This is a genomic window from Bradyrhizobium sp. U531, from assembly GCF_051710265.1.
GTDB lineage: Bacteria > Pseudomonadota > Alphaproteobacteria > Rhizobiales > Xanthobacteraceae > Bradyrhizobium.
This window is the reverse complement of the sequence record NZ_JASVEN010000002.1, coordinates 377,151-390,948: the sequence shown is the minus strand read 5'-3', so window position 1 is coordinate 390,948 and position 13,798 is coordinate 377,151. Positions and strand designations below refer to the sequence as shown.

Sequence of the window (13,798 nt, the reverse complement as noted above, 5' to 3'; positions counted from 1 at the left end):
TGTGCCGACGCACCGATTCGACCCGAGGTTTTGAAACGCCATGACCGTACGCCTGCACCGCGGCGACCTGCCCGACCTGTCCCGCTACACCGGAGCGGTTGCGATCGACACCGAGACCATGGGGCTCAACCCGCACCGTGACCGGCTCTGCGTCGTGCAGCTCTCGCCGGGCGACGGCAGCGCCGACGTCGTGCAGATCTCCAAGGGCCACACCGACGCGCCGAACCTGAAGGCGCTGCTGGCCAATCCCGCCCTCACGAAGATCTTCCACTTTGCGCGGTTTGACGTGGCGGTGCTGTACCAGACCTTCGGCGTCATGACCGGGCCGATTTATTGCACCAAGATTGCCTCGCGCCTGATCCGCACCTACACCGACCGCCACGGCCTGAAAGACCTCGTGCGCGAGGTGCTCAATGTCGACCTGTCCAAGCAGCAGCAGTCCAGCGACTGGGGTTCCGACAGCCTGACCGAGCCGCAGCTCGCCTACGCCGCCTCGGACGTGCTGCACCTGCATGCCTTGCGCGAACGGCTCGATGCCATGCTGGTCCGGGAAGGCCGCACCGCGCTCGCGAAAGCCTGTTTCGATTTCCTGCCGACCCGCTGCCTGCTCGACCTCCAGGGCTGGGAGGAAGAGGACATTTTCGCGCATTCCTGAGCCCTGGCCCGCCGGTTAGACTTCGGGCTGCGCCCCGTTTCGGACACTTTCGTGCGGCCTGTCCAAGCCTGATGCCCAAGCCTGATATGCCCAAGGCTTATGTGCCATGGCTGCATGTTGGGGCCGTAGCGGGTACAATGGAATGCGTCTCGACCCGGCCTGGCGAGTGACACCTCAGGAGTTCAGGTGAATTCGGCCTACAATCCCACCTACGACGCCGCGCTTGCGGCGAAGTTTGCCAGCGCGGCGCGCCACAGCCGCCTGGTGCGGATTCTCAGGGTCTCGGTTCCGGCGATGGTGGTCGTGGCCATGGCCGTGATCATCTACATCGCGTTCTTCAACAAGTTCAGGATTCCGGAGCTGCCGCTCACCGTCGAGAACATGGTGGTGTCGGGCACCAAGATCACGATGGAATCGCCGCATCTGTCCGGCTTCACCCCGGATCAGCGGCCCTACGAGCTCTGGGCCAAGACCGCGACGCAGGACATCACCGACCCCGATCATGTCGATCTCAACGATTTGCGCGCGAAGGTGCTGATGGAGGATCAATCCACCATGTTCCTCGATGCTCGCACCGGCCGCTTCGACAACAAGCAGCAGCAACTCGATCTGCACAAGGACATCTTCCTGCGCACCTCCACCGGCTACGAGGCGCGGCTGAATTCCGCCTTCGTCGACATGAACAAGGGCACGGTCTCCTCGGACGAGCGTGTCGACGTCAAGCTGACCAACGGCACGCTGACCGCGGACAAATTGCGCATCACCGAAGGCGGCGACGTCATCCGTTTCGAAGGCAATGTGGTGATGCATCTGGACAAGCTGGACGAGCCCGCCGCGGCGCAGCCTGCGCCGGTCGAGCCTGCGCCGCCCGTGAAGACGCGTACGCCTCAGAACAAATCTTCCAACTCAAGATGATTTTCATGACCAGGATCTTTTCGCGCAGCGAGGACAAGCGGTGCGCCATCGTATGCGCGGCCGCACTTGCCGTCGGCATTGCGCTGGCCGCCACGGGTGCGGCCATTGCGCAGAGCACCACGCAGGGCGTGCCCAACGCGATGCAGGGCTTTTCGCAGAACCGCGACCAGCCGATCCAGATCGAAGCGGCCTCGCTCGAGATGCGCGACAAGAAGAAGGAGGCGACCTTCTCCGGCAATGTGAAGGTCATCCAGGGCGACACCACCATGACCTCGAAAACCCTGGTGGTGTTCTACGAGTCCGGCGGCGGCGACAAGCCGGCGACACCGCAGCAACCGGCGGCAAAGAGCGCAAAATCGACCGCGCCGATTCAGTCGGCCCAGCCGGGGCCGGGCGGCAGCTCCTCGATCAAGCGGCTGGAGGCGCACGGCAACGTCGTGGTCACCCAGAAGGACCAGGTGGTGACCGGTGAAACCGCCGTGTTCGACACCAGGACCAATCTCATCACCATGTTCGGCGGCGGCGCGGGCCAGGTGGTGATGACGCAGTGCAAGAACGTGATGCGTGGCGATCGGCTGAAGGTCGACATGACGACCGGCGTGTCGCGGGTGGAATCGGATAGCGGCCGGGTTCAGGTCTTGCTGCCGCAGGGCTCCGGCAATGATTGCGGGTCGGGCAAGCCCGGCGGGGCGGCGCCTTTGCAGTTGCCTGGTGCAAGTAAACCAAAGTAAATTCAACGGCTTGGGCTTGATGCGCCCGAACCGAGGTTGAAGCTTGGCCGGCGAGACTGTATCTAGCGCGCAGGGCTATCGAAGCGGGATCCGCCGCTTTTCGGGCGTGTTTCACTGGGCATGAGACATCCCTTCACTCATGCTGCATCGGCTCATCGAAAGGCCGGGGCGGCAGATCGCGCGAATGCGCGCAAGATCGTCGCGAAAGGCTAGAAGGCGGGGATGGTCGATCTCTTCAGCATGTTCCGTCGGCGCCCCGCCAAGCGCGGCCGGCCAGGATTTGCGCGTCAGGACATCACCGCGCTCGGTGACGGCGTCGGCGGGCTCGTGCCGAGCCCGATCAGGGACGCGTCGCCGATGTCCCGTGACCAGGCGATGCCCGCGCCCGATCAGTTCCAGGGAGACTATCAGGGCGACTACCAGGCTGATTATCAGGCGGAGGCGCCGCGTCCGCAGGCCGCTCATCCCCTGAGGGGCGCCGCCAAGGCCAATGGCGACGCCGGCCCTCAGCTCCTGCGGCGGCCGGGCTTCCTGGCTGTGCATAGCGTGGAAAAGGCCTATGGCAGCCGCCGGGTGGTGCGCGGGGTCAGCATCTATGTGCGCCGCGGCGAAGCGGTCGGCCTGCTCGGTCCGAACGGCGCCGGCAAGACCACCGTGTTCTACATGATCACCGGCCTGATCAAGGCCGATCGCGGCGCGATCGAGCTCGACGGTCACGACGTCACCAAGCTGCCGATGTATCAGCGCGCGCGGCTCGGGATCGGCTATCTGCCGCAGGAAGCCTCGATCTTCCGCGGCCTCACCGTCGAGCAGAACATCCGCGCCGTGCTCGAAGTGGTGGAGCCCTCGCGCAAGAAGCGCGAGGAGCAGCTCGATTCGCTGCTCGACGAGTTCAACATCACCCGCCTGCGCAAATCGCCGTCGATCGCGCTGTCGGGCGGCGAGCGCCGCCGCGTCGAGATCGCGCGCGCTCTGGCGACGCGTCCGAACTATATGCTGCTCGACGAACCCTTCGCCGGCATTGATCCGATCGCGGTCGGCGACATCCAGGACCTCGTCCGCCATCTCACCAATCGCGGCATCGGCGTGCTCATCACCGACCACAATGTGCGCGAGACGCTCGGCCTCACCGATCGCGCTTATATCGTCTATGCCGGTGAAATTCTGACCGAGGGGACGCCGGACGAGATCGTCGCTGATCCGGATGTCCGCCGCCTTTACCTTGGCGAGGAATTCCGCCTCTAGCCCTTTTTTCCCATTCGTCAAGGCGTGTACATCGGGTCAGGACTAAGATAAGCAAGAATCGGACCAATTTTCGGGAACGGTTCTTGTTAGATGGCGCTTTCGCAGAGATTAGAGTTCCGGCAATCGCAGTCGCTGGTCATGACGCCGCAGCTGATGCAGGCGATCAAGCTGCTGCAATTGTCCAATCTCGATCTCACGACCTTCGTGGAAGAGGAGCTTGAGCGGAACCCCCTGCTGGAGCGGGCCAATGACGAGGCCGGCGGCGGGGACGCCCCGGCTGAAGCCGGCCAGTTCAACGATGGCGACGATTTCGGCGGCGGCAGCGACGAGCCCGGCGGTGGACCGGGGGAGGCCTTCGAGCCGGGCCAGGAAGAATGGATGAGCAAGGATCTCGGCACCCGCGCCGAGATCGAGCAGACCCTCGACACCGGCCTCGACAACGTCTTCTCCGAGGAGCCGGCCGAGGCTGCAGCGCGCAATGCCCAGGACGCTGCGCCGACCACCTACACCGAGTGGGGCGGCGGCGCCTCCGGCGATGAGGACTACAATCTCGAAGCCTTCGTCGCGGCCGAGCTGACGCTCACCGACCATCTCGCCGAGCAGCTCTCGGTGGCCTTCACCGGCGCCGCGCAGCGCATGATCGGCCAGTACCTGATCGACCTCGTCGACGAAGCCGGCTATCTGCCGCCTGATCTCGGTCAGGCCGCGGAGCGTCTGGGCGCGACGCAAAAGGACGTCGAGGACGTTCTCGCCGTGCTGCAAAAATTCGACCCGCCCGGCGTCTGTGCGCGCAATTTGAGCGAGTGCCTCGCGATCCAGCTTCGCGAGCTCGACCGCTACGACCCCGCGATGCAGGCCCTGGTCGAGCATCTCGATCTCCTCGCCAAGCGCGACATCGCGGCTCTTCGCAAGCTCTGCGGCGTCGACGACGAGGACATCGCCGACATGATCGGCGAGATCCGCCGTCTCAATCCCAAGCCCGGCATGAAGTTCGGCTCGGCGCGGCTGCAGACCATGGTGCCCGACGTCTATGTCCGCCCGGGTCCCGACGGCGGCTGGCATGTCGAGCTCAACAGCGACACCTTGCCGCGCGTGCTGGTCAACCAGACTTATTATTCGCAGCTGTCGAAGAAGGTCGGCAAGGACGGCGACAAGTCGTACTTCACCGACGCGCTGCAGAACGCGACCTGGCTGGTGCGCGCGCTCGACCAGCGCGCCCGCACCATCCTGAAAGTTGCAACCGAGATCGTGCGCCAGCAGGACGGCTTCTTCACCCATGGCGTTGCGCATTTGCGGCCGCTCAATCTGAAAGCCGTCGCCGACGCCATCCAGATGCATGAATCCACGGTGTCGCGCGTCACCGCCAACAAATACATGGCGACCAATCGCGGCACATTCGAGCTGAAATATTTCTTCACGGCCTCGATCGCCTCGGCCGACGGCGGCGAGGCGCATTCCGCCGAAGCCGTGCGCCACCACATCAAGCAGCTGATCGATCAGGAAGCGCCCAGCGCGATCCTGTCGGACGACACCATCGTGGAACGCTTGCGCGCCTCGGGCATTGATATTGCCCGCCGCACGGTCGCGAAGTACCGCGAAGCCATGCGCATTCCTTCCTCGGTGCAACGCCGCCGCGACAAGCAGAGCGCCCTTGGTAACGTTCTCTCCACCGCCCTGTCCGATCGCTCCCGCAACACCGAACCGGCCTGATTGCGCTGGCGCGAAATCGCGCTACTCTCTCCCCATTCGCGACCGATCCAATCTTGGCAAGCAAACCAAGCGAGGCATCACATGACTCTTCGGATTTCGGGCAAGAGCGTCAGTGTCGGCGAGGCCCTGCGCGGCCGCGTGAGCGACCGGACTGAAGAGGTCCTGCGCAAATATTTCGACGGCAATTACTCCGGCCACATCACCCTCAGCAAGGACGGCTTCGGCTTCCGCACCGACTGCGCGCTGCATCTGGATTCCGGCATCACGCTGGAAGCCGATTCGAACGCGCCGGATGCCTATGCCAGCGCCGACCAGGCCCTGGTGATGATCGAGAAGCGCCTCAAGCGCTACAAGAGCCGTCTCAAGGACCGCTCCGCCCGCAAGGCTCACGTCGCCTCCGCTGCGCTCGCGGCCCTCGACGCCACGGCTTATGTGCTGGAGGCGCCGGGCGAGGGTGAGGACGAGGATGAGGTCACCGGCTACAGCCCGGTCATCATCGCCGAATCGACCACCTCGCTGAAGCCGCTCTCGGTCAGCGAGGCCGTCATGGAACTCGACCTCAGCGGGGCACCCTGCCTGGTGTTCCAGCATGGCTCCAGCGGCCGGGTGAACATCATCTACCGCCGGGCTGACGGCAATGTCGGCTGGATCGACCCGCCGGGAGCCAAGCCGGACGGAAAGACGGGCGGCTAGGGCCGAAACCGGGGCCCGTATGATCCCCAGGGCTTAACAATGACCGTGGCAAAGCCGCACGCGGCAGTTGGCACCGGGATTGCGTTGGAGTAGAAGCGCCCCACATCAGGATCGGGGCTAAGTCCCCCTCCTGCTTCACCTTCTTGCCGCCGGCCGGGCTCGGTTCGACTGAGCCGGCCATTTCGGAACCTGACGGTTTAATTCACCTCGGAAACCCTCCATGCCGATTACCGATCTGGTCGCACCCGAGGCGATTCTCCCGGCATTGAAGGTCAACAGCAAGAAGCAGGCCCTGCAGGAGCTCGCGGCCAAGGCTGCCGAGCTGACCGGGCAGAACGAGCGCTCGGTGTTCGAGGTGCTGCTGCAGCGTGAGAAGCTCGGCACCACCGCGGTCGGCTACGGCGTTGCCATTCCGCACGGCAAGCTGCCCAAGCTCGAAAAGATCTTCGGCCTGTTCGCCCGCCTCGATCGCCCGATCGATTTCGAATCCATGGACGGCCAGCCGGTCGATCTGGTCTTCCTGCTGCTCGCCCCCGAAGGCGCCGGTGCCGACCATCTCAAGGCCCTTGCCCGCATCGCCCGCTTGCTGCGCGACCAGGACATCGCCAAGAAGCTCCGCGCCTCGCGCGATGCCCAGGCGATCTATTCGGTGCTGGCGCTGCCGCCGGCGACCGCGGCGTAAGCGTCTCCCCCGTTCGAACCCGTACTGCTTCGTCGGCGACTTATTTTGCAGCCGGGCGCTGCGATATGTCGTCACCATGCTCACCTGCGACCGGCACAATTTCGGCGCGGGGATTTGTCGACATGATGTGCGGTTCGGTCGGCCGGGTTTTCGGTCTGGGTCTGGTTTGCTCCTTCGCCATCGCCACGACGAACGTGGCTCGCGCTGACGAGGCATCGAACGACCGCGTCATCGCGGAGAAGACCGGGATCATTGCGGCGGACCCGACCAACGCGGTCGCTTACGAGCTGCGCGGCGAAGCCTGGTACATGAAGCGCGATTGGAATCGCGCCTTCGAGGATTGCAGCGCTGCGATCCGGATCGATCCGAATTTCGGTCGCGCCTATAATTGCCGCGGCCGCGCCTATTCGGCCAAAGGCGATGGCGATCATGCGCTGGCCGACTACAACGACGCCATTCGCCTCGATCCCAATTACGGACCGTCCTACACCTCGCGAGCGCAGGAATATTTCAACAGACGCGATTTCGATCCCGCGATCGCCGGGTTCACCGAAGCGATCGAACGCAATCCCAAGCAGGCCTATTTTGCGCTCGTCACGAGAGGCGAGGCCCATGCGGCGAAGGGCGACACCGACCGCGCCATGGCCGATTACAACGAGGCGATGCAGCGCAATCCGGCGGCCGCATGGCCTTACGAGCTCAGGAGCACGATCCATTCCGGCAGGGGCGAGATCGATGCGGCGCTCGACGACTGCAACAGCGCCGTTCGCCTCGAGCCCGGCAAAGCCGGCGGCCATTATTGCCGGGCGATCATCCTCCTGAAAAAGGACGATGCCGACGAGGCCATCCGGGAGTTTGACGAGGTCACGCGGATGATCCCGGCTTTCGCGAAAGCCTATCTCGCCCGCGCCCTCGCCTGGCACAAGAAGGGTGACGACAAGCGTGCCCTGGCCGATTGCGACGAAGCGGTTCGATTGGAGCCGGCAAATTCGACGGCCTACAACAACCGCGCCGCCTTGCTTCGCGACATGGGAGAACACACGCGCGCGCTTGCCGATTACAACGAGGCGGTCCGGCTCGACCCGACGAACCAGGCCGCCCTGGCCAATCGCGGCCTGCTCTACATGATGATGTCGGATCCAAAGCGCGCGCGCGCCGACTTCAACAGCGTGCTCGCGCTGCCGCCGGGCGACAAATGGGCCGTCGACACCGCGCGCGAAGGGCTTGGGTTCGTGAAGTGATGCGGGCGGGCTGAAGCCTCGCTTAGAGTCATTGCGAGTAGCCCTTGCGACGGAGCAATCCAGGATCCTCTCAAAACTGAAGACAAACTCGAAAACATCCTCACGCTCAATGCTCCCTTCCGAAGTGAGGAAGAAGCTTGGTTCGACAAGACGGAGAATTGGATCAACTTCGTCAATCTCAGTATTCCGGAAATAACGACAAACTTGCTTCGTGCCTCGTTGTGGTGGCACGCCGGCCGAGATGTTTACTGGGTGATAATGTCTTTTGACGTGGACCTGCTGGACCAAAGAGGTGTCTACTTTTCAACTACCAACAACATCGATCCGCATACAGCGAGCAAGCTGAGGTCCTTTTTCCTGACGGCTTCCGAATGTCGTACCTTCGACGGGTCTACGTAAGGAGTGGTGAAGAAGCTGATCGCGTGCACGCAGTATTGTCGCGGTTTGGCCGCGACGATGTTGAGGCGTTAGAAGATGCGAGCAAGTTCCATGGCCAGCCGTAGCGCAAGAGGTCCTCAGTTGAATGCGGATAGTCGAAAGGCCGCAGTCGTTAGCTCATCTCTTTGGGCTGCCGCTGGCGATGCGCTCGGTTGGATGACCGAACTTGCAGATCAAAGGACCCTCTATCACCGAACGGGGGCAATCCAAGTACGCTCGACTATGGATTGGCGACGAAGGATCGGTGGCTATTTCGGCCCTACCGTCAGGCTTCCCGCCGGAACGTATTCGGACGACACTCAGCTCCGATTAGCAGTCTCTCGGGCCACCCGAGGTAATGGTCAATTTGACGTCGAGGCCTTCGCCAAAGTCGAGCTACCTGTTTGGCTCTCGTATTCGCTTGGCGCTGGTCCGGGCACAACGGCAGCTGCCAATAACCTGGCTGAACCGGGTGTTGCTTGGTTTTCAAACTTCTTCTCTTCGAAGGCGACGCGTGGCTATTTCGATGCCGGTGGCAATGGGGCCGCTATGCGTATCCAACCTCACGTGTGGAAGAGCCGGAGCTTGCGGCTTGAAGATTTCGCCGCGGATGTTTTTAAGGACGCAATAACGACACATGGGCACCCAATTGGCTTCTGCGGAGCGATATTTCACGCGATGTCCTTAGCTTATTCGCTTCAGGAGCAACGGACCCCTGACGTTTCAGCTTGGAAAGACTTTATCGGTTCATTCGGACAACTTGCTAAAGTTGTTAAGAAGGACGAGCACTTGGGGTCATTTTGGCTCGGCCCATGGGAAGAGCGGTTTGGCCGTTCTTTCGAGAGAGCGGTTGAAGACGAGGCAAAGCGTTCGCTTTCCCTTGTTGGCGATGTGCAACTCGCCGTACGCGAGGGCCCAAAGGGATATCGAGAGGTCCTAAGCAGACTTGGCGGCTTTGAAGATGCGACCCGCGGTGCCGGAACAAACACGGCAATAGCTGCGAGCGCTCTCTCTTTGTGCGGCAGCACGATGTCGGCCGAAGAGGCTCTATGTCTCGGCGCAAACGAAATAGGAAGTGATACCGATACGATAGCTTCGATGGCCGGCGCCATTATCGGCAGCATCAACGGTGGCGAGCCGCGTTGGGACTTGCAGGACCGCGGCTATCTAATTTCCGAAGCAGTCAGGATAGCGGGTATCGCGGCGGGTGAGAGCGTACCGAGCTTTCAGTATCCTGACCTTGTGGAATGGTCACCTCCCACGACTCAGGGAGACGCCGTAGGAACGACGGGAACGACCTTGTGGCTCGCTGGCCTCGGTCGAGTGAAGCAACGCGGTGAAGCCTGGTCGGGTCAGGACGCCGAGTGGCAGTGGCTTGAGCTGGAGTTTGGGCAAACGGTCTTGGCAAAACTCTGACGGAGCCCTCGCGGTCTTTCCAAGGCCGACCTGCCTGCTACTGCGCCGAATGCTCAATCCGGTCGAGATCTAAGCCCGATTTTGACTTTGGAAGCGATTGATGCCCAAACCAAAACGGGCACGCCTTCGTTCGAAGGCATGCCCGCTTCAAATTCTGATTCGTGCGAAGCGCGCGCTCAGTGCACGCTCACCGCTTGCAGCTCGTTGCTCCAGGCATTCGCGATCGCAGCTTCACGGCTGTCGGTCAGCATGATCGGCGTGCCGTCGGCGGCGTGGAGCGCGAAGAGCTTGAGGCCCGGCGCGATCTTCGGCGCTTCGGGGAACAGGCCCGGCACATCCTCGGAGCGGATCTGCTTCACATAGGCGATATGGCCTTCGCCCAGGGTTGCCAGCGTCTCCGGCGAGACGGCCTTGTTATCGGATTTGGCTTCGTATTCGAACGCAACGTGACCTTCACTCATGGTCTCGACTCCTCTGGAACACTAAGCGGTCGAGTCCGCTACTCGTTCCATTATTCGTGCTCATTGATAGCGATTGTCTTAACGATCCTCTCCGGTTCAGGCCGGGCCAGGTCGATCGACAACAACCCGTTCTTCAGATCCGCACCCAGCACCAGCATCCCCTCCGCCAGCACGAAGGTGCGCTGGAAGTGGCGCGCGGCGATGCCGCGATGGATGTATTGCCGGGTCTTGTCGTCCTGTTGGCGCCCGCGGATCACGAGCTGGTTTTCCTCAATGGTTACATCGAGTTGGTCGCGCGTAAATCCGGCGACCGCCAGCGTGATTCGTAAGCGCTCGGGCTGGTTGTCCGCGCCGCCGCACCTCTCGATATTGTAGGGAGGGTAGCCGTCGGCGCCTTTGACGACGCGATCGAGCACGCGCTCAATCTCGTCGAAGCCCAGAAGGAACGGACTGGATAACGTGGGAACACGAGACATAGTTTACAAAGTCCTCGCAAAGCGACTTTGGTGCATCAGGGCCCGTAGAGGCGCCCCTTGATCAGCAATATGGGCATGTTCCTGTGTGCGTTCAAGGACGTAGCCGGGAGGCTGTGGATGGGCCGAGATCGGCCGCATCGTCCATTTGCCACCGCTGATGTGTCGGCGATGTCTCCGAACGCTTCGTCAGCGTTTGCTCGGAGCTGAGCGAGAGGCCTCGCGCTACGATTTTTCGGGATGGATTTTCCCAACGAAAACAAGACCCCTTCTACTGTGCATGGGGTTGTTTTCGTACTGGAAGCCTCGGAACCCTAGGCTTCGAGCCGCGTCCGCCCGTCAGCGCTGAACAAATGCAGCTTCGCGCGCACGGCCGCGACGCGGATTTTCGCGCCGATGGCAGGCGCCTCGGTTCCGGGGATGCGGACGATGATCTCGCCGGGCGGCAGCTCGCCGGGTGTGGCGGCGACGTGCTGCTCTTCCGGCGCGCGCGAGCCATAGACGAAGGTTTCGGCGCCGACGCGCTCGATCGCTTCCACGGTGAGCGGCAAGGCGATGCCGCCGGCCGGAGTCTGGTCGGTGATGACGAAGTCTTCCGGGCGGATGCCGAGAATGCCGGCCTCGCCAGCGCTGCCGCCTAGCTGCGATTTGATGTCATCGGTACGCGTCGGCATCAGGTTCATCGGTGGAGCGCCGATGAAGGAGGCGACGAAAGTCGTCGCCGGCTTCTCGTAGATCGCGAGGGGATTGCCGACCTGCTCGACCTGGCCGCCGTTCATCACGACGAGGATGTCGGCAAGCGTCATGGCCTCGAGCTGGTCGTGGGTGACGTAGATCGAGGTGACGTTGAGCCGGCGCTGCAGTTTGCGGATCTCGACGCGCATCGAGATGCGCAGCTTGGCGTCGAGGTTCGACAGCGGCTCGTCGAACAGGAACACCTTCGGCTGGCGCACAATGGCGCGGCCCATGGCGACGCGCTGGCGCTGGCCGCCGGAAAGCTGGCGCGGCTTGCGCTCCAGCATGGCGGACAGTTCGAGCACGCGCGCGGCTTCCTCGACGCGGGTCTTGATCTCGGCTTCCGCCATGCCGCGGTTGCGCAGGCCATAGGCCATGTTGTTGTAGACGCTCATATGCGGATAGAGCGCGTAGTTCTGGAACACCATCGCGATGTCGCGATCGGCGGGCTCGACCTGATTGACGACCTTACCGCCGATGTCGATCTCGCCGCCGGTGACGGTCTCCAGCCCTGCGACCATGCGCAGCAGCGTGGACTTGCCGCAGCCGGAGGGGCCGACCAGCACGCAGAACTGTCCGTCGCCGACATCGACGTTGACGCCTTTGATGGCTTCGAAGCCGCCGGGGTAGGTCTTGCGGACGTTGCGCAGGGTGACGTTAGCCATGAAAACTCGCTTCTTACTTTTCCGTCTCGACCAGTCCGCGCACGAACAGCTTCTGCATCACGACGACGACGAACACCGGCGGCAGCATGGCCAGCACGGCGGTTGCCATCACGATCGGCCATTCGGTCAGCGCGTCGGTGGTGGTGATCATCTTGCGGATGCCGACCTGGATGGTCTGCATGTCGTCGCGGGTGGTGATGAGCAGCGGCCAGAGATATTGATTCCAGCCGAGGATGAACAGGATCACGAACAGCGCCGCCATGTTGGTGCGCGACAGCGGCAGCAGCGTATCCCAGAAGAACCGCAACGGGCCGGCGCCGTCGATGCGCGAGGCTTCGAGCAGCTCGTCCGGCACGGTCATGAAGAACTGGCGGAACAGCAGCGTCGCCGTGGCCGAGGCGATCAGCGGCAGCGCGAGGCCCGCATAGCTGTCGAGCATGTGCAGATCGGCGACGATCTTGTAGGTCGGATAGATGCGCACCTCGACCGGCAGCATCAGGGTGATGAAGATGATCCAGAAGATCGGCATGCGGAACGGAAAGCGGAAATACACGATCGCATAGGCCGAGATGATCGAGATCGCGATCTTGCCGATCGCGATCGCGAGCGCCATCACCAGCGAGTTCAGCATCATGTTGCCGACCGGCTCGCGGGTCGAGCCGCTCGTGCCGACGAAGATGGTCTGGTAGTAAGTCTCGAAGAAATGGCCGCCCGGCAGCAGGGACATCTGCCCGTTCGCGATCAGCGCGTTGTCCTGTGTCGAGGCGACGATCGCGATGTAGACCGGGAAGGCCACGATCGCGATCCCGATCCAGAGGATGAAATGGGCGACGTAGCGCCGGATGCCCTCGTCCTCGACCATCAGTAGGTGACCTTGCGTTCGACGAAGCGGAACTGGATTCCCGTGAGCACGATGACCATGACCATCAGGACCACCGATTGTGCCGCCGAGCTGCCGAGATTGCCGCCGAGCAGGCCGTCGGAATAGACCTTGTAGACCAGCGTTTCCGTCGACTTGCCGGGACCGCCGCGGGTCATGGTGTCGATGATGCCGAACGTGTCGAAGAAGGCATAGACGATGTTGACGACCAGCAGGAAGAAGATGGTCGGCGACAGCAGCGGGAAGGTCACGGTCCAGAACCGGCGCATCGGGCGCGCGCCGTCGATCGCGGCGGCTTCGAGCACGCTTTTGGGAATGGCCTGCAGGCCGGCGAGGAAGAACAGGAAGTTGTAGGAGATCTGCTTCCAGGCGGCGGCGAGGATGATCAGGCTGGCGGCCTGGTCGCCGTCGAGCAGCGGATTCCAGTCGATGCCCATTGCGCGCAGATAGCGCGAGAGCACGCCGAGCGAGGGATGCAGCATGAAGATCCAGAGCACGCCGACGACCGGCGGCGCCACCGCATAGGGCCAGATCAGCAGCGTGCGGTAGAGCGTCGAGCCGCGCAGCGGCTTGTCCGCCATCACCGCGAGCAGCAGTGCAAAGGACAGCGAGGAGACCGCGATGGCGAACGAGAAGAAGAAGGTGCGCAGGATCGATTCGAAATAGGCGGGGTCGCTGAACAGCTCGACGTAATTGTCGAACCAGACGAAGCTGGTGGACAGACCAAAGGCGTCCTGGAGCAGGAAGGACTGGATCACGGCCTGCAGGGCCGGCCAGTAGAAGAAAATCAGGACGATCGCGAGCTGCGGCGCAACCAGCGCGTAAGGCAACAGCTTCGATTGGAAAATGGCTTGCTTTTGCATGATGCCAGCAGCAGCG

14 protein-coding genes and 1 pseudogene are annotated in these 13,798 nt (G+C 62.7%); 10 read left to right on the top strand and 5 right to left on the bottom strand.

Annotated features, from left to right (window positions below):
* Window positions 1-40 precede the first annotated feature (40 nt).
* The 10 genes and pseudogenes from QRQ56_RS13695 to QRQ56_RS13650 all read left to right on the top strand — a co-directional run bounded on the left by QRQ56_RS13695 (window position 41) and on the right by QRQ56_RS13650 (window position 9,705).
* Window positions 41-655, top strand: coding sequence for a ribonuclease D (locus QRQ56_RS13695; RefSeq protein WP_438740690.1), 615 nt, complete (start codon window positions 41-43; stop codon window positions 653-655).
* A gap of 186 nt (window positions 656-841) precedes the next feature.
* Window positions 842-1,570 (top strand): LPS export ABC transporter periplasmic protein LptC, encoded by a 729-nt coding sequence (lptC, locus tag QRQ56_RS13690; protein ID WP_438740688.1) that lies wholly within the window; start codon window positions 842-844, stop codon window positions 1,568-1,570.
* Complete coding sequence (locus tag QRQ56_RS13685) at window positions 1,567-2,301, top strand: LptA/OstA family protein (protein ID WP_438740687.1); 735 nt, start codon at window positions 1,567-1,569, stop codon at window positions 2,299-2,301. Before lptC ends, QRQ56_RS13685 begins: the two co-directional genes overlap by 4 nt.
* A gap of 222 nt (window positions 2,302-2,523) precedes the next feature.
* Entirely contained in the window at window positions 2,524-3,546 is a 1,023-nt protein-coding gene (lptB, locus tag QRQ56_RS13680; RefSeq protein WP_438740686.1) for an LPS export ABC transporter ATP-binding protein, read from the top strand.
* Window positions 3,547-3,636: 90 nt separating this feature from the next.
* The gene (gene rpoN / locus QRQ56_RS13675; protein ID WP_438740685.1) at window positions 3,637-5,256 is read left to right on the top strand and encodes an RNA polymerase factor sigma-54; all 1,620 of its coding nucleotides are present in this window, start codon (window positions 3,637-3,639) and stop codon (window positions 5,254-5,256) included.
* 81 nt (window positions 5,257-5,337) lie between these two features.
* Complete coding sequence (gene hpf / locus QRQ56_RS13670; RefSeq protein ID WP_438740684.1) at window positions 5,338-5,949, top strand: ribosome hibernation-promoting factor, HPF/YfiA family; 612 nt, start codon at window positions 5,338-5,340, stop codon at window positions 5,947-5,949.
* A gap of 220 nt (window positions 5,950-6,169) precedes the next feature.
* Entirely contained in the window at window positions 6,170-6,631 is a 462-nt protein-coding gene (gene ptsN / locus QRQ56_RS13665; RefSeq protein WP_027514736.1) for a PTS IIA-like nitrogen regulatory protein PtsN, read from the top strand.
* A 122-nt stretch (window positions 6,632-6,753) separates the two neighbouring features.
* Complete coding sequence (locus tag QRQ56_RS13660; protein WP_438740682.1) at window positions 6,754-7,872, top strand: tetratricopeptide repeat protein; 1,119 nt, start codon at window positions 6,754-6,756, stop codon at window positions 7,870-7,872.
* Window positions 7,873-8,216: 344 nt separating this feature from the next.
* Window positions 8,217-8,375, top strand: a pseudogene (locus QRQ56_RS13655) (hypothetical protein); the annotation flags it as partial.
* On the top strand, window positions 8,362-9,705 hold the full coding sequence (locus QRQ56_RS13650; RefSeq protein ID WP_438740680.1) for an ADP-ribosylglycohydrolase family protein: 1,344 nt from the start codon (window positions 8,362-8,364) through the stop codon (window positions 9,703-9,705). The pseudogene QRQ56_RS13655 and the gene QRQ56_RS13650, both read left to right, overlap by 14 nt.
* A 176-nt stretch (window positions 9,706-9,881) precedes the next feature.
* On the opposite strand, the gene QRQ56_RS13645 is transcribed toward QRQ56_RS13650, so the two are convergent.
* The 5 genes from QRQ56_RS13645 to ugpA all read right to left on the bottom strand — a co-directional run bounded on the left by QRQ56_RS13645 (window position 9,882) and on the right by ugpA (window position 13,782).
* Window positions 9,882-10,166: a DUF1150 family protein gene (locus tag QRQ56_RS13645; RefSeq protein ID WP_438740678.1), complete on the bottom strand. Its 285-nt coding sequence runs from the start codon at window positions 10,164-10,166 to the stop codon at window positions 9,882-9,884.
* A 50-nt stretch (window positions 10,167-10,216) separates the two neighbouring features.
* Window positions 10,217-10,642: an Hsp20 family protein gene (locus QRQ56_RS13640; protein ID WP_212235616.1), complete on the bottom strand. Its 426-nt coding sequence runs from the start codon at window positions 10,640-10,642 to the stop codon at window positions 10,217-10,219.
* A gap of 311 nt (window positions 10,643-10,953) precedes the next feature.
* Entirely contained in the window at window positions 10,954-12,039 is a 1,086-nt protein-coding gene (locus QRQ56_RS13635; RefSeq protein WP_438740676.1) for a sn-glycerol-3-phosphate import ATP-binding protein UgpC, read from the bottom strand.
* A 13-nt stretch (window positions 12,040-12,052) separates the two neighbouring features.
* Window positions 12,053-12,901: a sn-glycerol-3-phosphate ABC transporter permease UgpE gene (gene ugpE, locus QRQ56_RS13630; RefSeq protein WP_438740674.1), complete on the bottom strand. Its 849-nt coding sequence runs from the start codon at window positions 12,899-12,901 to the stop codon at window positions 12,053-12,055.
* On the bottom strand, window positions 12,901-13,782 hold the full coding sequence (gene ugpA / locus QRQ56_RS13625) for a sn-glycerol-3-phosphate ABC transporter permease UgpA (protein WP_438740673.1): 882 nt from the start codon (window positions 13,780-13,782) through the stop codon (window positions 12,901-12,903). Before ugpA ends, ugpE begins: the two co-directional genes overlap by 1 nt.
* Window positions 13,783-13,798: the final 16 nt, after the last annotated feature.